We start from the raw sequence: 17,325 nt of genomic DNA, 5'->3' as shown, positions 1-17,325 counted from the left end.
AATTATAAGTTGGAACCGGATCGCTTCCGGCAAGTGCGCATCGCTGTAAATACTGTGTCTTTTACCGACCAGCCAGTGGCGCGCCGGTCAAATTTTTCCATTGCACGCAAGTGAGCCAATATGATCTCCAAATCCATTTTCAAGGCGTATGACATTCGCGGCGTGATCGGCAAGACGCTCGACGCCGATGCAGCCCGTTCAATCGGTCGCGCCTTCGGTAGTGAAGTACGCGCACAAGGCGGCGACGCCGTCGTCGTGGCGCGCGACGGTCGCCTGTCCGGTCCCGAGTTGATTCAGGCTCTGTCGGACGGTCTGCGCGAAGCCGGTGTCGATGTCGTGAACGTCGGCATGGTGCCCACGCCGGTCGGTTACTTCGCGGCCAGCGTGCCGTTGCAACTCGAAAGCGGTGAGCGCCGCATCGACTCCTGCATCGTCGTGACAGGTAGTCACAATCCGCCAGACTACAACGGCTTCAAGATGGTGTTGCGTGGCGCCGCCATCTACGGCGAACAGATCCTCGCGCTGCATCAGCGTATCGTCGACAACAACTTTGCCAGCGGCAGCGGTACATACACCGAGTACGACATCGCCGACACCTACCTCGACCGTATTGCGAGCGACATCAAGCTGGCACGCCCGATCAAGATCGTCGTCGACACGGGTAACGGCGTCGCGGGCGGCCTTGCACCGTTGCTCTTCAAGAAGCTCGGCTGCGAACTGCTCGAACTCTTCACGGAAATCGACGGCAACTTCCCGAACCATCATCCGGACCCGGCGCACCCGGAAAACCTCCAGGACGTGATTCGCGCGCTGAAGGAAACGGACGCCGAAATCGGCTTCGCTTTCGACGGCGACGGCGACCGCCTGGGCGTGGTGACCAAGGACGGTCAGATCATCTATCCAGACCGTCAACTGATGCTGTTCGCCGAAGAAGTGCTGTCGCGCAATCCGGGCGCACAGATCATCTACGACGTGAAGTGCACGCGCAATCTTGCCACCTGGGTGAAAGAGAAAGGCGGCGAGCCGCTCATGTGGAAGACCGGCCACTCGCTCGTCAAAGCCAAGCTGCGTGAAACCGGCGCACCGCTCGCCGGTGAAATGAGCGGCCACGTGTTCTTCAAGGACCGCTGGTACGGTTTCGACGACGGCCTGTACACGGGCGCGCGTCTGCTCGAAATCCTCACGCGTGTCGAAGACCCGAGCGCCTTGCTGAACTCGCTGCCCAATTCGAATTCCACGCCGGAACTGCAACTCAAGCTCGAAGAAGGCGAGAACTTCGAACTCATCGCGCGTCTGCAGCAAAGCGCAACGTTCACCGGCGCGGACCAGGTCGTGAAGATCGACGGTCTGCGCGTCGAATACCCGGACGGCTTCGGCCTCGCGCGTTCGTCGAACACGACGCCGGTCGTGGTCATGCGTTTCGAAGCCGACAGCGACGAAGCGCTCAAACGCATCCAGGAGGACTTCCGCCGCGTCATTCTCGCGGAGAAGGCCGACGCGAAGCTGCCGTTCTAACGGTTCGAGCGGCGCCTGCTTCCGGTGGATAGCCGGCGGGCGCCGCAGCATCACGTAGCTGGAACGTTATCCAGCACAGGCAAAACGCAACGTCGCGCGGCGCGGGTAGTCACTACCGCGCCGCGTTTTCTCATGCGCTCTGGCGGTTGCGCGCTAAAATTGCCGTCCCCGTGAAAAACGCGGAACCCTTTCAACGCATCTTCGGGCCGGATAGCCGGTTTTCCCACACTTGAGCGTTCAAAAGATACTGATCGTGAGGGTGTCGTCTCTGGGCGACGTCGTTCACAACATGCCGGTGATCGCCGATATCCGGCGGCGCCATCCCGAGGCGCAGATCGACTGGCTCGTCGAAGAAAGCTTCGTGGGCCTCGTGCAACTCGTGAGCGGCGTCCGGCGCGCGATACCGGTGTCGCTGCGGCGCTGGCGCAAGCGCCTGCTGTCGGCGGGCAACTGGCGCGAGATCGGCGCATTCCGGCGCGCGCTGGCCGCCGAGCATTACGATCTCGTGATCGATTGCCAGGGGCTCATCAAGACGGCGTGGCTCGCGAGCATGGCGCGCGGACCGCTGGTCGGTCTCGGCAATCGCACCGACGGCGCCGGCTATGAATGGCCGGTGCGTTTCTTCTACGACCGGCGCGTGCCGATCGAACCGCGTACGCACGTGGTCGAGCGTACGCGGCAACTGGTCGCCGCGGCGCTGAACGAACCGCCGCCGCAACCCACCGACGACATTGATTTCGGCCTCGACACGCAACGCGCGGCTTTGGCGTTGTCGCAAGCGGACCTGAATCTTCCGGTGCCTTACGTGGTGTTCGTGCACGCCACCTCGCGCGCCGACAAGCAATGGCCCGATACCGCGTGGATCGAGTTGGGCCAGTCGCTGGTGCGGCGCGGCGCGTCGATCGTGCTGCCGTGGGGCAACGAAGCCGAGCGCGCGACCAGCGAACGGCTCGCGAGAGAATTCGGCGCGGCCGCCATCGTGCCGCCCAAACTGTCGCTGCCCGCAGTGGTCGGGTTGATCGAAGGGGCGGCCGCGACGGTCGGAGTTGACACAGGTCTCGTTCACATCGCGGCAGCGCTGAAACGGCCCACGGTCGAGTTGTACAATTTCGCCACCGCATGGCGCACCGGCGGTTACTGGTCGCCGAACGTCGTCAATCTCGGCACCGCCGGCAAGCCGCCCACGCTGCAGGAAGTCAAGTCCGCGCTAGCCGGCTTCGGCCTGCTATGAGGCGCGGGCGCGGCGGCCGCTGCGCTGCATGCACCATCCGTTTTCAAGGGCGACCATGAACGAAACCCAGATCATCGAAGTCGCGCACGCCGACTGGCACGGAGCGAATCTTTCCGTGCCGCGCGAGACGCTGCTCGCCGGCGTCGAACGCGGCAAGGTGCTGTATTTCCCGAACCTGCGCTTTGCGATCGAAGGCGGCGAACAGGCGCTGCTCGACCCGGCGCTCGCCGATCCGAACCGCAAGAACATCAGTCTCGAACCGAATGGCGGGGCACTGCACGGTGTGGCCGGCGACGCCGTCACGCAATCGGCGGTGCGGGCATTGATCGCGCGCTATCAAAGCAACGCGCGCACGCTGGTCGATGGACTCTTTCCCGAATACGACGGCCGTCTGCGTGTTGCGCCAACCAGCCTGCGGCTGCATCAGGTCGAAACGCGCGAGACGTCATGGCGTAAAGACGACAGCCGCCTGCACGTGGATGCGTTCCCGTCGCGGCCGAATTACGGCGAACGTATCCTGCGCGTGTTCACCAATGTCAATCCGCACGGCTCGCCGCGCGTCTGGCGCGTGGGCGAACCGTTCGAGGCGATGGCGCAACGGTTCTTGCCGACCATCAAACCGCAACTGCCGGGCGCTGCCTGGCTGCTGAATCTGCTGCACGTCACCAAGACGCCGCGTAGCGAATACGACCATTTGATGCTGCATCTGCACGACGGCATGAAGGCCGATCTCGAGTATCAGAAGTCGAGCCCGCAGGAGACCATGCCGTTTCCGCCGGGCAGCGTATGGGTGTGTTTCTCCGATCAGACCTCGCATGCGGTGATGTCCGGCCAGTTCATGCTCGAGCAGACCTTCTTCCTGCCGGTCAAGGCGATGGCACAGCCGGAGTGCGCGCCGCTCGGCATTCTCGAACGCCTGAAAGGCAGGGCGCTGGTTTGAGCGCCGCGTTCCGGTTGTCGTTAGCGCCGCGTGCGGGGCGTCGATGCTGAGGGCCGTCTACAACGCACTGTGGTGGATCGTCGCGCCGCTGGCCGTGCTGCGTCTGCTAATCCGCTCGCGCAAGGAGCGCGGTTATCGCGAGCATATTGCCGAGCGCTTCGGCTTTTCGCGTGGGCGTTTGCCCGAAGACGACCGGCCGTTGATCTGGGTGCATGCGGTGTCGGTCGGTGAAACGCGCGCCGCGCAACCGCTGATCGACGCGTTGCTGAAGGCGCGTCCCGACGCCCGCATTCTCTTGACGCATATGACGCCGAGCGGTCGCGCGACCGGCGAGCAGATTTTCGGCGACCGGGTGTTGCGCAGCTATCTGCCGTACGACATGCCGCATGCGGTGCGGCGTTTTTTGCGCAACTGGCGTCCGTCGCTGGGTCTGGTGATGGAAACCGAAGTATGGCCGACGCTGATCGACGAATGCCGTCGCGCCGACGTGCCGCTGGTGCTGACCAATGCGCGGATGTCGGCGCGTTCGTTCAGGCGTGCGGCGAAGTTCGGCGGCGCGACCAAGGATGTGTTCGGCGGGTTTGCGCGCGTGCTGGCGCAAAGTCCGTCGGACGCCGAGCGTTTGACCGCGCTCGGTGCGCGCAACGTCGCGGTGCTGGGGAATCTGAAGTTCGATATGAGCACCGCGCCCGAACTCGTCGCGCGTGGGCATGCATGGCGCGCGGCGATCGGCACGCGGCCCGTGTGGGTCGCGGCGAGCACGCGGGAAGGCGAAGAGGAACGGGTGCTGCAGGCGTTTGCGGCGCTGGCCATGGACGACGCGTTGTTGATCCTGGTGCCGCGTCACCCGCAACGGTTCAACGAAGTGGCCGCGCTGGTCGGGAAGGCGGGATTGCGGCTCGAACGGCGCTCGAACTGGGCGCCGGACGCAAAGGTGGCGTCGGCGGCGACCGGCGCGCTCGGCGGCGTGCCCGCGTTGCCGGCGAACGTGAACGTGCTGCTCGGCGATTCGATGGGCGAGTTGGGCGCTTACTATGCGGCGTCGGACCTGGCGTTCATCGGCGGCAGTCTGCTGCCGCTGGGCGGGCAGAATCTGATCGAGGCTTGCGCGGTGGGCGTGCCGGTGCTGATCGGCCCGCACGTTTTCAACTTCACCCAGGCGACTGCCGACGCGGTTGCCGCAGGCGCCGCGCTGCAGGTGCAGGACCCGGCCGAACTGGGACGGGCGCTGCACGAACTGTTCGGCGACAAGTCGCGCAGACTGGCGATGGGCGGCGCGGCAGCGGCCTTCGCCGCGCGTCATCGCGGGGCGACGGCAAGGACAGTGGAGGTGTTGATGGCGGCGTTGCCGGAGTAGAGGCGGGGGAGCCTGGAGGATGACCGCTCAACGCAATGCGTGCGGACAAATCGTTTATCCTGCGAACACTCGGCCAAATTCAGATGGCCAATGACTCACATCGGTTTCTTCACTCACATGACGCTCTTTGCCGACCTTGGGTTTCAATGGGATCGCTCTGCGATTCCGCAAGATATCCCGTCTCACTCGATCAAGCGGGTCAGTTTCCGCTTTCATCGAATGCTGCCGGAATTCGTGTGGGATGCAAGCGTGCTAGAGGGCAACCCATTTACTTTTCCCGAGGTGAAGACCCTGCTCGACGGGGTAACGGTCGGAGGGCGGAAGATTTCCGACCAGGAGCAGGTTTTGAACCTGGCGGAGAGTTCGAGGCACCTGTTGGCAATCGTGCAAGGCGGCCGCTTTGCCCTCGATAAAACGACGTTTTGCGACCTGCATCGACTCGTTGCGCGTAACGAGGCATTAGAGTGGGGCGTTTTCCGCGGTGAAGGCGAAGAAACCCGCAACACATCCGACGCTGCCTTGGGCGAAGCGGGCCGGCACACACCGCTGCCGACTCTGCCCGGTGCGCCCGAACTCAATCGCGTCTTTGCCGCCGGCACTCAGGCGCTTACCGATCAGGTCTCCGGCGCGTTCGAGCGCGGTTGCGCGTTTTTTCTGTTCGGCGCGCTGCAGCAGTTCTTCTTCGACGGCAACAAGCGCACGTCTCGCTTCATGATGAATGGCGTGCTGATGTCGAACGGTATCGATGCGATCAGCGTTCCGGCGCAGCGCGCAGGAGACTTCAACGAAAAGATGGTGCGTTTCTATTTGTCGAAAGACGGATCGGAGATGATGGCATTCCTGCTCGAATGCCATCCCGGCGACTAACCCCACTCCGCTCACACCTTCAGCAACCCCTTCCGCTCGATAAACCCCACCACCTCGCTCAATCCATCGAGCGCTTTCAGATTGGTCATCACGAATGGCCGTTCGCCGCGCATCTTCTTCGCGTCCGAGGCCATCACGTCGAGATTGGCGCCCACCATCGGCGCGAGGTCCGTCTTGTTGATCACCAGCAGATCCGACTTCGTGATGCCCGGACCGCCTTTACGCGGAATCTTCTCGCCGCCCGCCACGTCGATCACGTAGATAGTCAGGTCCGACAGTTCCGGGCTGAACGTGGCCGCGAGATTGTCGCCGCCCGATTCGATGAACACGATATCCGCGTCGGGAAAACGCGTGAGCATGCGGTCGACCGCTTCGAGGTTGATCGATGCATCCTCGCGAATCGCCGTGTGCGGGCAGCCGCCGGTTTCCACGCCCATGATCCGCTCGGCTGGCAGTGCGCCCGCCACCGTCAGCAGACGCTGGTCTTCTTTCGTGTAGATGTCGTTGGTGATGGCGACGAGGTCGTACTGTTCGCGCATCGCCTTGCAGAGCATTTCGAGCAGCGTGGTCTTGCCCGAGCCGACCGGGCCGCCGACGCCGACGCGCAACGGCGGCAGTTTCTTGGTGCGCTGGGCGGGATGATGAGGTGCGTTCATGATGGTTCGAGTTATGAGCGAAAGAGCCGCGAGTATTGCGACTCGTGACGCGCCGACAGAATGCCTAACTGTGGCGCGAACGTGTTGAGGTTGTCCGGTGACGTGGCCAGCGCGCGCGTAACGGCGGCATCGATGGGTTCACGCAACGCGACGATGATGCGTTGGCCCGCGAGTTGCCCAAGCGGCACCGCTTTCAATGCGGCGGCGGCCTGGTTTTCCACCCAGCTGAACGCGTAGGCGGCGAGCGCGGCATCGGCCGCTGCGTCATGTGCGTAGGCCGCGAAGGCGAACGCGGTGGGTTGCGCGAGCGGCGTCAGCGAAGAGAGCGTCGTGCGTCGTGGTGCGTCGCCCCATTCCAGCGATACGCACAGTTGTCGCAGCGACCAGCCCATCTGTTCGGTCTCGCGGCGCAGTTCGGCGGATTCGCGGCTGGCGAGAAACTCGCTGTTAGCCGTGCGCAAACCTTCCCCGTCGTGAGTTCGCCAGCGCTCGATCTGATGCGCGAGGAACGGCAGCTCGCCGTGCGCGAGCACGTCCGTCAGACCGCTTGCGATCCAGTCGCGGGCGGACTGCGCGTCGGTGATCAGTTGCGCTTCGATGGCCGCTTCGAGACCCTGCGAATAGCTGAACGCGCCGATCGGCAGCGCAGGCGACGCGAGATGCAGCAGCGCCGTGAGTTCAGCGATGCGCATGTGGCGGGTGCCCGTGATCGTGGCCGCAGGATTCGTCGTGCACGTGAGTGTCGTGGGCGGGGTCATGCGCGTGATCGTGGTCATGGCCGTGGCCGTGATCGTGATCGTGATCGTGATCGTGATCGTGATCGTGATCGTGATCGTGATCGTGCGAATGACCGTGCGCCGCGTGGCTATGCCCGTGGCCATGATCATGATCATGCGAATGCCCATGATGCTCGCCGAACACCTGCTGCGCCAACGCATAGTCTTCCGCAAAGGTCTCGTCATGGCCGTGCTTGTGGCCGCCGCCATACGCCCCGGATTCGGGCTGGAACGGCATCGTCACCTGATCGACGGTCGCGCCGATGCGCTTGAGCATATCGGCCAGCACCGGGTCGTATTCGAGCTTCAGATAATCCGCGCCGACCTCGACCGGCGTGTGCCGGTTGCCCAGGTGATACGCGGCACGCGTCAACGTCAGCGCATCTTTTGCGCGCACGTAAAGCACGGTTTCGGGCGCGGCGACCACGCGCACCAGCGCGCCGTCGTCGGCCACCAGCACGTCGCCGTCGCGCAGCACCGTGCCGCGCGGCAGCACGAGCGCCACTTCCTCGCCGTTATCCAGCGTCGCCGCAAGGCGGCTCTTGCGGCGCTCGTCGAACGCGAGCGTCAGGCTCGGCGCACGCTTGACCAGCACGGGTGCGAGCTTCAGATGCGGGGCCAGCAGTTTGTCGATAGTGCGCATGATCAGAACAGGAAATAGCGTTGCGCCATCGGCAGTACCGTGGCCGGCTCGCAGGTCAGCAACTGGCCGTCCGCGATCACCTGATAGGTTTCCGGGTCGACGCTGATCGCCGGACGCCACGCGTTGTGGATCATGTCTGCCTTCGAAATGTTGCGGCAGTTTTTCACGGCGACGATCTGCTTGCTCAAGCCATAACGTTCGCCGACGCCCGCATCGGCGGCCAGTTGCGACACGAAGGTCAGCGACGTGCGCCCCAGCGCACCGCCGCGCGTGGCGAACATCTCGCGATAGTGGACCGGTTGCGGCGTCGGAATCGACGCGTTCGGGTCGCCCATCTGCGCCATCGCGATCATGCCGCCTTTGAGGATAAGCGACGGCTTGATGCCGAAAAACGCCGGTTCCCAGAACACCAGATCGGCCCACTTGCCCGGTTCGATCGAACCGACTTCGTGCGCGATACCGTGCGTGATGGCCGGGTTGATCGTGTACTTGGCGACGTAGCGTTTCGCACGGAAGTTGTCGTGCCGCGCGCTGTCTTCGGCCAGCGCGCCGCGCTGCACCTTCATCTTGTGCGCGGTCTGCCACGTGCGGATGATGACTTCGCCGACGCGGCCCATTGCCTGCGAATCCGACGACAGCATCGACAGCGCGCCGAGGTCGTGCAGGATGTCTTCGGCCGCGATGGTCTCGCGGCGGATCCGCGATTCGGCGAACGCGATGTCTTCCGCAATCGACGGGTCCAGGTGATGGCACACCATCAGCATGTCGAGATGCTCGTCGAGCGTGTTGACGGTGTACGGGCGCGTCGGATTCGTCGAGGAGGGCAGCACGTTCGATTCGCCGCACACCTTGATGATGTCCGGCGCGTGACCGCCGCCCGCGCCTTCCGTGTGATACGTATGGATCGTGCGGCCCTTGAACGCAGCCACGGTCGCTTCGACGAAGCCCGCTTCGTTCAGCGTGTCGGTGTGAATCGCGACCTGCGTGTCGGTGTCGTCGGCGACCGACAGACAGTTGTCGATCGCGGCGGGCGTCGTGCCCCAGTCTTCGTGCAGCTTCAGGCCGATGGCGCCGGCGGCGATCTGTTCGAGCGCCGGTTGCGGCTGGCTCGCGTTGCCCTTGCCGAGAAACCCGAGGTTCATCGGATAACCGTCGGCCGCCTGCAGCATGCGTTCGAGATGCCACGGCCCCGGCGTGCAGGTGGTCGCGTTAGTGCCGGTGGCCGGGCCCGTGCCCCCGCCAAGCATCGTCGTGACACCGCTCGCGAGCGCTTCCTCGATCTGCTGCGGACTGATGAAGTGGATGTGCGTATCGATGCCGCCCGCCGTCACGATCAGCCCTTCGCCGGCGATCACTTCGGTGGACGCGCCGATCGCGATCGTCACGTTCGGCTGGATGTCGGGATTGCCCGCTTTGCCGATCGCGTGAATGCGGCCGTTCTTGATGCCGATGTCGGCCTTGACGATGCCCCAGTGATCGAGAATCAGCGCGTTCGTCACGACCGTATCGACGACGTCGGCGTGCACGCGTTGCGACTGGCCCATGCCGTCGCGAATCACTTTGCCGCCGCCGAATTTCACTTCTTCGCCGTAGGTGGTGAAGTCCCGTTCGACTTCGATCAGAAGCTCGGTATCGGCGAGGCGCACGCGGTCGCCTGTGGTGGGGCCGAACATTTCCGCGTAAGCGCGGCGGCCAATGCGTAAGGTCATGGTGTGGATCCGGAAATGAGCAGGGCGGTCGGGCAAATGAAGCGGGAAACGCGAGCGGCGCGCAAGCGCATGCGCGGCCTCACAGCTTGCCCATTACCTTGCCGTTGAAGCCGTAGACGACACGGTCGCCGGCCAGTTCGACCAGTTCGACGGTGCGCTCCTGGCCGGGCTCGAAACGCACGGCGGTGCCGGCCGCGATATTCAGCCGGAAGCCGCGGGCCGCTTCGCGGTCGAAAGTGAGTGCCTCGTTGACTTCGTAAAAATGATAGTGCGAGCCGATCTGCACCGGCCGGTCGCCGGTATTGGACACGACCACCGTGAGGGTGGCGCGGCCCGCGTTGAGCTCGTGTTCACCGTCGTCGATGAGGAGTTCGCCGGGAATCATGGGATCTGCCTTACGTAGTGAGGGTGATCAGGGAATCGGGTGATGAACGGTGACGAGCTTGGTGCCGTCGGGGAAGGTGGCTTCGACCTGAATGTCCGGAATCATTTCCGGCACGCCTTCCATCACGTCCGCGCGCGTGAGCAGCGTGGTGCCGTAGTGCATGACCTCGGCGACGGTCTTGCCGTCACGCGCGGCTTCCATCAGCGCGGCGGTGATGAAGGCGACTGCCTCCGGATAATTCAGCTTCAGTCCGCGGTCGCGGCGCCGTTCGGCGAGCAGCGCGGCGGTGAAGATCAGCAGCTTGTCCTTTTCGCGAGGTGTCAGCTTCATTGAGTGTGTGCGTTGGGTTGCGCCGGCCCCGGACGGGACCGGCTGCGGCCATGATAGGCGCTGCGAGTCATGGCACGCGATTGCATGCTACGCACGGGATGCGTCCACGACAAGTGCAATGCCGGATAAGCCGGTGACGAGATGACTCTGTTGGGGTTGCTGCTTCGAGTTCTGCTTCGAGTTCTGCTTCGAGTCCCGCTTCGAGTTCTGCTTCGATTGCTACTAACGGGACGCTTTCACGCGGACGCTTACAGATCCGCGGGCAACGGTGCGCCGAACCACTTCTTCGACATCGTGTTGAGTGTGCCGTCCTGTTTCGCCTGCGTGATCGCCGCGTTCACCTTCTGCTGCAAGCGGCCTTCGTTCTTGTTCATGCCGACGAAGCACGGCGAGTTCTTGATGACGAACTTCGGTTCCGGACGGCGCGGCGGATTCTTCGCGAGGATCGCGGCCGCGACGATGTTGCCCGCGGCGATCAACTGGACCTGGCCGGAGAGGAATGCGGCGATGGTCGCGTTGTTGTCTTCGAAGCGTTTGATCGTCGCGTTCGGCGCCATCGCGGTGAGGCCGATTTCTTCGAGTGCGCCGCGTGTTGCGCCGACCGTCTTGCCCGTCAGATCCGCGGGGCCCGTCACCTTGATGTCGGCGGGGCCGAACACGCCCTGGTAGTAGGGCGCGTAGGCGATCGAGAAGTCGATCACCTTGTCGCGCTCGGGCGTCTTGCCGAGCGACGAGATCACGAGATCCACCTTGCCCGTCTGCAGATACGGAATGCGGTTCGCGCTGTTGACCGGCACGAGTTCGAGCTTCACGTTCATCGACTTCGCGAGCAGCGAAGCGGTGTCGATGTCGTAGCCCTGCGGCTTCATGTCGGCGCCGACCGAACCGAACGGCGGATAGTCTTCCGGCACGGCCACTTTCAGCACGCCGGCCTTGGCGATGTTGTCGAGCGTGTCGGCATGCGCGACGGGCGCCTGAATCGCTAGAACGGGCGAGACCAGCAGGGCGGCCAGCCAGGCGCGGCGCGAGCGAAGGGCGGGGCGGAGAGTCGATCGGATCATGTTATTGGAGTGTGGTCGCGAGAAGTCGGCTGCCGTCTGGACGCGGCAACATCGTGGCGATTTCAATGCAAGGTATGTGCCATGTCGGTGCAGATTGGGGCCGCATGGCGACCGCCAGAAACTTGCACGGGTTTGAAGCCGGCTGTCGCGCTGTTTTGGTGCAGAGGTGGCTGAAGACGGCGGAAAGCGCCGCCCAGAAGCGCCTTCTGAAAAAATCCGGGAAATTTTAAAATTTCTCTAGACGACTGGTCTACTCGCAAGGTAAAGTCCTTCCCATGCCAGCCGCCAACCACTCCGAAACGGCCGATGTTCGAGAAAACATCCTTGCCGTGGGTCAACGAATCATCGCCGCGAAGGGATTCTCCGCCGTCGGTCTGAACGAGATTCTGTCGGCTGCGGGCGTGCCGAAGGGGTCCTTCTACCATTACTTCGGTTCGAAGGACGGCTTCGGCGAAGCTCTGCTGGAAAACTACTTCGAAGACTATCTCGCCGAGATGGACAGGACGCTCGGGCAAGCAGGTTTGAATCACGCCCAGCGGCTCATGAATTACTGGTTGATGTGGCAGGAAGCCCAATCGTTTCTCGAGTGTCAGGGCAAGTGCCTGGCCGTCAAACTGGGCGCCGAAGTCGCGGATATGTCCGAAGCGATGCGGGCGTCGCTCAATCGCGGTACCGCGGGAATTATCAGCCGGCTCTCGGGTGCCATCGAAGCCGGAGTAGAAGAAGGTTCGCTCGTCATCGAAGGAAGGCCTGGCGACGTTGCCCAGAGTCTTTACCAGCTTTGGCTGGGCGCGAGTGTGATGGTGAAGATCGTCCGCCACGCCGAACCGTTTGAGATTGCCCTGAAGACGACTCGCCAGATTCTCCGTGCCTCGACTTGAGGCGAGACAGCGTGTCGCCGGCACTTCGACCGAAGTGCTTTTTTTGTACCGTTTTACTAGACGACCGGTCTACTTTAAATAAGTCGCTTTACCTAACCCAACCTTCTGGAGCAGCAAAAAATGAAAGTACTCATGGTTCTGACCTCGCACGACCAACTCGGCAACACGGGCCGCAAGACGGGTTTCTGGCTCGAAGAACTGGCTGCGCCGTACTACACCTTCAAGGACGCCGGCGTGGAAGTCGTGCTGGCTTCTCCCGCAGGCGGTCAGCCGCCGCTCGATCCGAAGAGCAACGAGCCGGCCAATCAGACCGATCAGACGCGTCGCTTCGAACAGGATGCCGCCGCCACTGCGCAACTTGCCGCCACCGTGCGTCTGGATAGCGTGTCGCAAGCCGACTTCGACACGGTGTTCTATCCGGGCGGTCACGGCCCGCTGTGGGACCTCGCCGAAGACCGCAATTCGATCGAACTGATTCAGGCTTTCCTCGCGGCCGGCAAGCCGGTTGCGCTGGTCTGCCACGCACCGGGCGTACTGCGCCATGTGCAGACGCCGGACGGTGCGCCGCTGGTTCAGGGCAAGCAGGTGACCGGCTTTGCCAATAGCGAAGAGGAAGCCGCCGGTCTGACGGACGTCGTGCCGTTCCTCGTCGAAGACGAACTGAAAGCGCAGGGCGGTCTGTACACCAAGGTTGCCGATTGGGCGCCGCATGTGGTCACCGACGGTCTGCTGATCACCGGCCAGAACCCGGCGTCGTCGACGCGTGCCGCGCAACTGCTGCTCGCCCATCCGGCAGCTGGCGCCGGCCTGTAAGCAGATTCTTCGACCCACGCACCCGTGCAATCAAACCAGGCCATCATGAAACCCAGCTCACTCTTCAAGCCAGTTCAACTGGGCCGGCATACGCTCAAAAATCGCATCGTGCTGCCGCCGCTCACCCGTCAGCGCAGCGGCCAGCCCGGCGACGTTCCCACCGATCTTGCCGCGCTCTACTACCGGCAACGAGCGGGCGCGGGTTTCATGGTCAGCGAAGGCGCGCAGATCGAACCGCGCGGCCAGGGTTATGCGTGGACGCCGGGCATTTATAGCGATGCGCAGATCGACGGCTGGCGCAAGGTGACCGACGCCGTGCATGCCGAAGGTGGTGTGATCTTTGCGCAGTTGTGGCATGTCGGTCGCGTGTCGCACACGGCACTGCAGCCGGATGGCAAGGCGCCCATCGCGCCTTCTGCGATCCAGGCGCGCAAGGTCAAGGCCTTTATCGAAACCGGGCCGGGGACGGGCACGCTCGTCGAACCGTCCGAGCCGCGCGAACTGACGGTGGCGGAGATCCGCGAACTGGTCGGGCTCTACGCGAAGGCTGCGCAGAACGCGTTGCGTGCGGGCTTCGACGGTGTCGAGATTCATGCCGCCAACGGCTATCTCGTGAACCAGTTCATCTCGACGCATGCGAACCAGCGCGTCGACGAATATGGCGGGTCGCTGCAGAACCGCCTGCGCTTTCTGCGCGAGATCGTGGAGGCCGTCGTCGACGTCGTGGGCCCGGGCCGACTCGGTGTGCGTTTTACGCCGCTCTTCACGAGCACCGAGCAGGACCGCGTGTATATCGGACTCGTGGAAGACGATCCGCACGAGACCTATATCGAAGCGATCAAGGTGCTCGAGGATGCAGGCGTTGCATACCTGTCGATCGCCGAAGCCGATTGGGACAACGCGCCCGATTTGCCCGAAGCGTTTCGCCGCGAGGTACGGCGCAGTTTCAGCGGCTGCATCGTCTATGCGGGCCGGTACACGGCCGAACGCGGCGAGCGGCTGATCGACGCGGGCCTTGCCGATCTGATCGCATTCGGTCGCCCGTTTATCGCGAATCCCGATCTGCCCGAGCGGATTGCCAATGGCTGGCCGCTCAACCCGTTGAATCCCGCGACGTTGTACGGCGGCGCGGAAGAAGGACTGACGGACTATCCGGTGTACGCCGCGTCCCGATCCGCTACTACCACTACTGAAAACGACGAGGTGATGTCATGAGCAAAGGAATCAAAGGCAAGGTCGTCTTGATCACGGGTGCAAGCACCGGCATTGGCGCCACGGTGGCGCGACGGCTCGCAGCGGGCGGCGCGAAGGTGGCGGTGGCCGCGCGCCGTAAAGACAAACTCGATGAAGTGGTCGCGAGTATCGAGGCCGATGGCGGTGTTGCGAAAGCCTACGCGCTGGACGTGACGGACAAGCGGCAAGTCGAGGCGGTCACGGCTGCCGTGGTCGCCGATTTCGGGCGCGTCGACGTGCTGATCAACAACGCGGGCCTGATGCCGATCCGGCCGATGGCCGAGGTCAACACCGACGAGTGGGACGCGATGATCGATGTCAATCTGAAGGGCACGCTTTACGGCATCGCCGCCGTGCTGCCGCGCTTTCTGGCGCAGCAGAGCGGGCACATCATCAATCTGAGTTCGGTGGCCGGCATCAAGGTGTTTGCGCCGGGTGGCACGGTGTACTCGGGCACCAAGTTCGCCGTGAGCGCGATTTCGGAAGGACTCAGGCAGGAGGTTGGCGACAGGATTCGCGTGACGTCTATCGAGCCGGGCGCCGTGGAAAGCGATCTGAAGTTCACCACGTCCGGGACCGCGAAAGATACCGTGCTGGATTTCTACAAGCAGGCGATTCCGGCGGATTCGGTCGCGCGCGCAATCGCGTTTGCGATCGAACAGCCAGACGACGTGGATATCAATGAGATCGTGATCCGGCCGACTAGTCAGGTGTTTTGAGGGGGGCGGCCGGTGACCGCTTGACAGGCGGTCACCGTGCCCGGTTATTTACTGCCCGAGAATGCGGCTTGCGCGTCGAGTTGCGGTTTCACGTGCAGTGTTTCGAGCGTCACGTGAATGTTGTGTTTCCACAGCAGGTTACTGGAAGAAACCAGTTGGATGGACTTCACCGGCTGATTGAATTTCCCCGCTGCCATCGCGACGAAGTCGGCATTGGATGCGACAAGGGGCGAGAGGACGAAGCCCGTCGTGCCCATTTCCGGGATGTAGCGGAATCGAACCGTCTTGCCCGATGTGAGCGTTAAGTCGATATAAACCTGCGGCAATTTGTAGGCCGCCAGTACGGCTTGTCCTAACAGGGTGGGCCGCATGTTGATGCGGGCGATCACGATGCCGTCGGTCGGTGGCACGGCAATGGCTTCATTGGTTTTCGCATCCGCATCGAAGAGCGGCGTCGACGTAGTCGGCTTCGGCGGCAACGTTTTCTTCATCTGGATGAGATTCAACTGCTGGCCGACGATCGAATAGTTGGTCAGGAAAATGCCCCAGCTCAGCGCGTCTTCGAGGGTCGGTAGCCGGAAATCGATCGGTGTCACCGCCAGAAACACGTTGTCCGGTGCCGCGGCGCCTGTCAGATGATCTGCGTTCAACTGGTCCAGCACGGGACGGTAAGCCGAATAGCTTTGTATGACTGGCCTTCCTGCCCAAGGAATATCGTTCATGAACAGAATATCCAGTCGGGTGGGGTAGACGTCTGCGGTACCTGTTACGCCATTCAGCGTGTTTTGCGTGTGTTCGATGGACTTGACGTTCGAGTAGTTCGTCGGTAGCGAGTCGTCTGCCACCAGTCGGCGAGGCAGCCACGTAGCGACCGACCCGTAGGTGCTAGCAAGACGTTCGGCGATGAAATGTCGATTGAAATCGGAAAGCGATTGCTCGATGCCGAACCAGCCGATTACCGCGACCAATGCAACGACTAGTGCTCGCGGTCTCTCCAGCATCGCGCCGAGGGCAAGGGCGACGAACAGCAATGTGGCACTCGCCGTGTGCTGGTGAAGATCCTGGCGGACGAACCCGGCTTTGAACGTGACGATGAGGTAAAGGACTAATCCGGCGAGCGCGATTAGACCCGTCAAGCCACGGCCTTTCGCGATAAACACGTAAAAAGCTGCGGTGATGATGGCCGCGGATACGAACCAGTAGACCACCTCGGAGAACGGCCCGTTGACAGCCATGCCCTCCGAATATCCAGAGACGATCGAACGTTGCGCCAGCACATATTGGACGATCCCGGTGATGGGTTGTCCAGACCAGACCCATCCGAGCAGCGTTGCAGCGGCGGCGACCACGACGATGACGAGCACGAGCCTGAATCTCTTGGCCAGAATGAGCATGATCACACTGGCGAAGCCCGCAATAAACGCTAGTCCAAGGAAGCTGACCTTAATCAAAGGAAGGATCCCAACCGCGCAAGCTACGATGCCGAGATATGTCGCCCTCCGGCCGGAGAAATCTAGAGCGTATTTGCTACCGGGAGGCAACGCGGCCCGAAAGCAGACGAGCATCAGGAGAAACGGGATTGCCATGAAAATGGCATCTCGTGTCGAGGTGACAGCCACAACAACTGGCAAAAGAATCAATAAAACGGGTCGCTGCTCGAAGGACAGAAGTACGAATCCCGCGCAAAGACCGAGGGCAAGTATTGCGCTGCCCACTAGCATAATGGGGTACGTTGCGGGGTGATAAAGCTGCGTATATACCGACGCAAACGGCCCGAATGTAAAAACGATGTCCCGCCCAATGACAAGGTGCCGGGCGACGGCCTCGTTCATGACCACGGTCCATGCCTCTGAGCCGGAGCCGATGCCGGGACTGAAAGGGATCATGCCGAGAAAGGTAACGAGCATCGCTGCGACTGCCAGTATCCTCAAGAGCACGGTTAAAAGGAGTTTCCCTGAATACTCTGGGGCGAGGCGTTCGGATGTCGACGGCATATTCATAGCGATTACGGGATATCTCTACGTTATTTATCGTGGGTTGATTCTATGGCGCACCGGGAGCCCAAAAAGCTTGGCCCGAAAAGTTAGCCCGCACTTTATCATCTGGAAATCGGGAGAGGCAGTTATGCCTCGAGTCACGGGGCATATTGCGCTCTGGTATTGGCTGGCAACAGCCATGTAGCCTTTAGAAAGGAGTGAGTCTGATTCGC

The 17,325-nt window shown here is 62.6% G+C and carries 18 protein-coding genes; 9 read left to right on the top strand and 9 right to left on the bottom strand.

The features are described from left to right. Positions 1-120: 120 nt before the first annotated feature. The 5 genes from FQ746_RS08655 (at position 121) to FQ746_RS08635 (ending at position 5,910) form a co-directional block, all read left to right on the top strand. Positions 121-1,515 carry a phosphomannomutase/phosphoglucomutase gene (locus FQ746_RS08655; RefSeq protein WP_144108526.1) on the top strand — a complete coding sequence of 465 codons (1,395 nt, stop codon included), beginning with the start codon at positions 121-123 and terminating at the stop codon, positions 1,513-1,515. Positions 1,516-1,744: 229 nt separating this feature from the next. Continuing rightward, complete coding sequence (gene waaC / locus FQ746_RS08650; RefSeq protein WP_144108525.1) at positions 1,745-2,746, top strand: lipopolysaccharide heptosyltransferase I; 1,002 nt, start codon at positions 1,745-1,747, stop codon at positions 2,744-2,746. A 55-nt stretch (positions 2,747-2,801) separates the two neighbouring features. Continuing rightward, positions 2,802-3,686 carry a Kdo hydroxylase family protein gene (locus tag FQ746_RS08645; RefSeq protein WP_144108524.1) on the top strand — a complete coding sequence of 295 codons (885 nt, stop codon included), beginning with the start codon at positions 2,802-2,804 and terminating at the stop codon, positions 3,684-3,686. Positions 3,687-3,729: 43 nt separating this feature from the next. Then, on the top strand, positions 3,730-5,043 hold the full coding sequence (gene waaA / locus FQ746_RS08640) for a lipid IV(A) 3-deoxy-D-manno-octulosonic acid transferase (protein ID WP_144108523.1): 1,314 nt from the start codon (positions 3,730-3,732) through the stop codon (positions 5,041-5,043). A 90-nt stretch (positions 5,044-5,133) separates the two neighbouring features. After that, positions 5,134-5,910 (top strand): cell filamentation protein Fic, encoded by a 777-nt coding sequence (locus FQ746_RS08635; RefSeq protein WP_313955567.1) that lies wholly within the window; start codon positions 5,134-5,136, stop codon positions 5,908-5,910. Positions 5,911-5,921: 11 nt separating this feature from the next. Here FQ746_RS08635 and ureG read toward each other — a convergent pair whose 3' ends face one another. The 8 genes from ureG to FQ746_RS34730 all read right to left on the bottom strand — a co-directional run bounded on the left by ureG (position 5,922) and on the right by FQ746_RS34730 (position 11,808). Continuing rightward, entirely contained in the window at positions 5,922-6,566 is a 645-nt protein-coding gene (gene ureG / locus FQ746_RS08630) for an urease accessory protein UreG (RefSeq protein ID WP_144108522.1), read from the bottom strand. 11 nt (positions 6,567-6,577) lie between these two features. After that, a complete protein-coding gene (locus FQ746_RS08625) occupies positions 6,578-7,258 on the bottom strand; it encodes an urease accessory protein UreF (protein WP_144108609.1) in 681 nt (226 codons plus the stop codon). Then, positions 7,245-7,985 carry an urease accessory protein UreE gene (gene ureE, locus FQ746_RS08620; RefSeq protein WP_144108521.1) on the bottom strand — a complete coding sequence of 247 codons (741 nt, stop codon included), beginning with the start codon at positions 7,983-7,985 and terminating at the stop codon, positions 7,245-7,247. Before ureE ends, FQ746_RS08625 begins: the two co-directional genes overlap by 14 nt. Positions 7,986-7,987: 2 nt before the next feature. Continuing rightward, complete coding sequence (ureC, locus tag FQ746_RS08615) at positions 7,988-9,694, bottom strand: urease subunit alpha (protein WP_144108520.1); 1,707 nt, start codon at positions 9,692-9,694, stop codon at positions 7,988-7,990. A 79-nt stretch (positions 9,695-9,773) separates the two neighbouring features. Next, positions 9,774-10,079, bottom strand: coding sequence for an urease subunit beta (locus tag FQ746_RS08610; RefSeq protein WP_144108519.1), 306 nt, complete (start codon positions 10,077-10,079; stop codon positions 9,774-9,776). Positions 10,080-10,106: 27 nt separating this feature from the next. Next, positions 10,107-10,409 (bottom strand): urease subunit gamma, encoded by a 303-nt coding sequence (locus FQ746_RS08605; RefSeq protein ID WP_144108518.1) that lies wholly within the window; start codon positions 10,407-10,409, stop codon positions 10,107-10,109. A 248-nt stretch (positions 10,410-10,657) separates the two neighbouring features. Then, complete coding sequence (locus FQ746_RS08600) at positions 10,658-11,470, bottom strand: transporter substrate-binding domain-containing protein (RefSeq protein WP_144108517.1); 813 nt, start codon at positions 11,468-11,470, stop codon at positions 10,658-10,660. A 62-nt stretch (positions 11,471-11,532) separates the two neighbouring features. Continuing rightward, positions 11,533-11,808 carry a hypothetical protein gene (locus FQ746_RS34730; RefSeq protein ID WP_186310678.1) on the bottom strand — a complete coding sequence of 92 codons (276 nt, stop codon included), beginning with the start codon at positions 11,806-11,808 and terminating at the stop codon, positions 11,533-11,535. On the opposite strand from FQ746_RS34730, the gene FQ746_RS08595 reads away from it, so the two are divergent. From FQ746_RS08595 to FQ746_RS08580, 4 genes are all read left to right on the top strand, one after another. Continuing rightward, positions 11,746-12,351, top strand: coding sequence for a TetR/AcrR family transcriptional regulator (locus FQ746_RS08595; protein WP_144108516.1), 606 nt, complete (start codon positions 11,746-11,748; stop codon positions 12,349-12,351). The genes FQ746_RS34730 and FQ746_RS08595 overlap by 63 nt on opposite strands. Before the next feature lie 120 nt (positions 12,352-12,471). Further along, on the top strand, positions 12,472-13,164 hold the full coding sequence (locus FQ746_RS08590) for a type 1 glutamine amidotransferase domain-containing protein (protein WP_144108515.1): 693 nt from the start codon (positions 12,472-12,474) through the stop codon (positions 13,162-13,164). A 45-nt stretch (positions 13,165-13,209) separates the two neighbouring features. Then, positions 13,210-14,379 carry an alkene reductase gene (locus FQ746_RS08585; protein WP_144108514.1) on the top strand — a complete coding sequence of 390 codons (1,170 nt, stop codon included), beginning with the start codon at positions 13,210-13,212 and terminating at the stop codon, positions 14,377-14,379. Continuing rightward, positions 14,376-15,116, top strand: a complete 741-nt coding sequence (locus FQ746_RS08580) for an SDR family oxidoreductase (protein ID WP_144108513.1) — start codon at positions 14,376-14,378, stop codon at positions 15,114-15,116. Before FQ746_RS08585 ends, FQ746_RS08580 begins: the two co-directional genes overlap by 4 nt. Before the next feature lie 44 nt (positions 15,117-15,160). On the opposite strand, the gene FQ746_RS08575 is transcribed toward FQ746_RS08580, so the two are convergent. Further along, positions 15,161-17,116, bottom strand: coding sequence for a hypothetical protein (locus FQ746_RS08575; RefSeq protein ID WP_144108512.1), 1,956 nt, complete (start codon positions 17,114-17,116; stop codon positions 15,161-15,163). Positions 17,117-17,325 lie beyond the last annotated feature (209 nt).

It is taken from the genome of Paraburkholderia sp. BCC1886, from assembly GCF_900996245.1.
In the GTDB taxonomy this organism is placed as follows: domain Bacteria; phylum Pseudomonadota; class Gammaproteobacteria; order Burkholderiales; family Burkholderiaceae; genus Paraburkholderia.
The sequence above is the reverse complement of the archived record's forward strand: the minus strand, read 5'-3'. Positions and strand labels throughout refer to the sequence as shown.

Coding starts and splice junctions, on each gene's coding strand:
- FQ746_RS08655 (WP_144108526.1), top strand. CDS start 121: ATGATCTCCAAATCCATTTTCAAGGCGTATGACATTCGCGGCGTGATC.
- FQ746_RS08645 (WP_144108524.1), top strand. CDS start 2,802: ATGAACGAAACCCAGATCATCGAAGTCGCGCACGCCGACTGGCACGGA.
- waaA (WP_144108523.1), top strand. CDS start 3,730: ATGCTGAGGGCCGTCTACAACGCACTGTGGTGGATCGTCGCGCCGCTG.
- FQ746_RS08635 (WP_313955567.1), top strand. CDS start 5,134: ATGACTCACATCGGTTTCTTCACTCACATGACGCTCTTTGCCGACCTT.
- ureG (WP_144108522.1), bottom strand. CDS start 6,566: ATGAACGCACCTCATCATCCCGCCCAGCGCACCAAGAAACTGCCGCCG.
- FQ746_RS08625 (WP_144108609.1), bottom strand. CDS start 7,258: ATGCGCATCGCTGAACTCACGGCGCTGCTGCATCTCGCGTCGCCTGCG.
- ureE (WP_144108521.1), bottom strand. CDS start 7,985: ATGCGCACTATCGACAAACTGCTGGCCCCGCATCTGAAGCTCGCACCC.
- ureC (WP_144108520.1), bottom strand. CDS start 9,694: ATGACCTTACGCATTGGCCGCCGCGCTTACGCGGAAATGTTCGGCCCC.
- FQ746_RS08610 (WP_144108519.1), bottom strand. CDS start 10,079: ATGATTCCCGGCGAACTCCTCATCGACGACGGTGAACACGAGCTCAAC.
- FQ746_RS08605 (WP_144108518.1), bottom strand. CDS start 10,409: ATGAAGCTGACACCTCGCGAAAAGGACAAGCTGCTGATCTTCACCGCC.
- FQ746_RS08600 (WP_144108517.1), bottom strand. CDS start 11,470: ATGATCCGATCGACTCTCCGCCCCGCCCTTCGCTCGCGCCGCGCCTGG.
- FQ746_RS08595 (WP_144108516.1), top strand. CDS start 11,746: ATGCCAGCCGCCAACCACTCCGAAACGGCCGATGTTCGAGAAAACATC.
- FQ746_RS08590 (WP_144108515.1), top strand. CDS start 12,472: ATGAAAGTACTCATGGTTCTGACCTCGCACGACCAACTCGGCAACACG.
- FQ746_RS08585 (WP_144108514.1), top strand. CDS start 13,210: ATGAAACCCAGCTCACTCTTCAAGCCAGTTCAACTGGGCCGGCATACG.
- FQ746_RS08580 (WP_144108513.1), top strand. CDS start 14,376: ATGAGCAAAGGAATCAAAGGCAAGGTCGTCTTGATCACGGGTGCAAGC.
- FQ746_RS08575 (WP_144108512.1), bottom strand. CDS start 17,116: ATGAATATGCCGTCGACATCCGAACGCCTCGCCCCAGAGTATTCAGGG.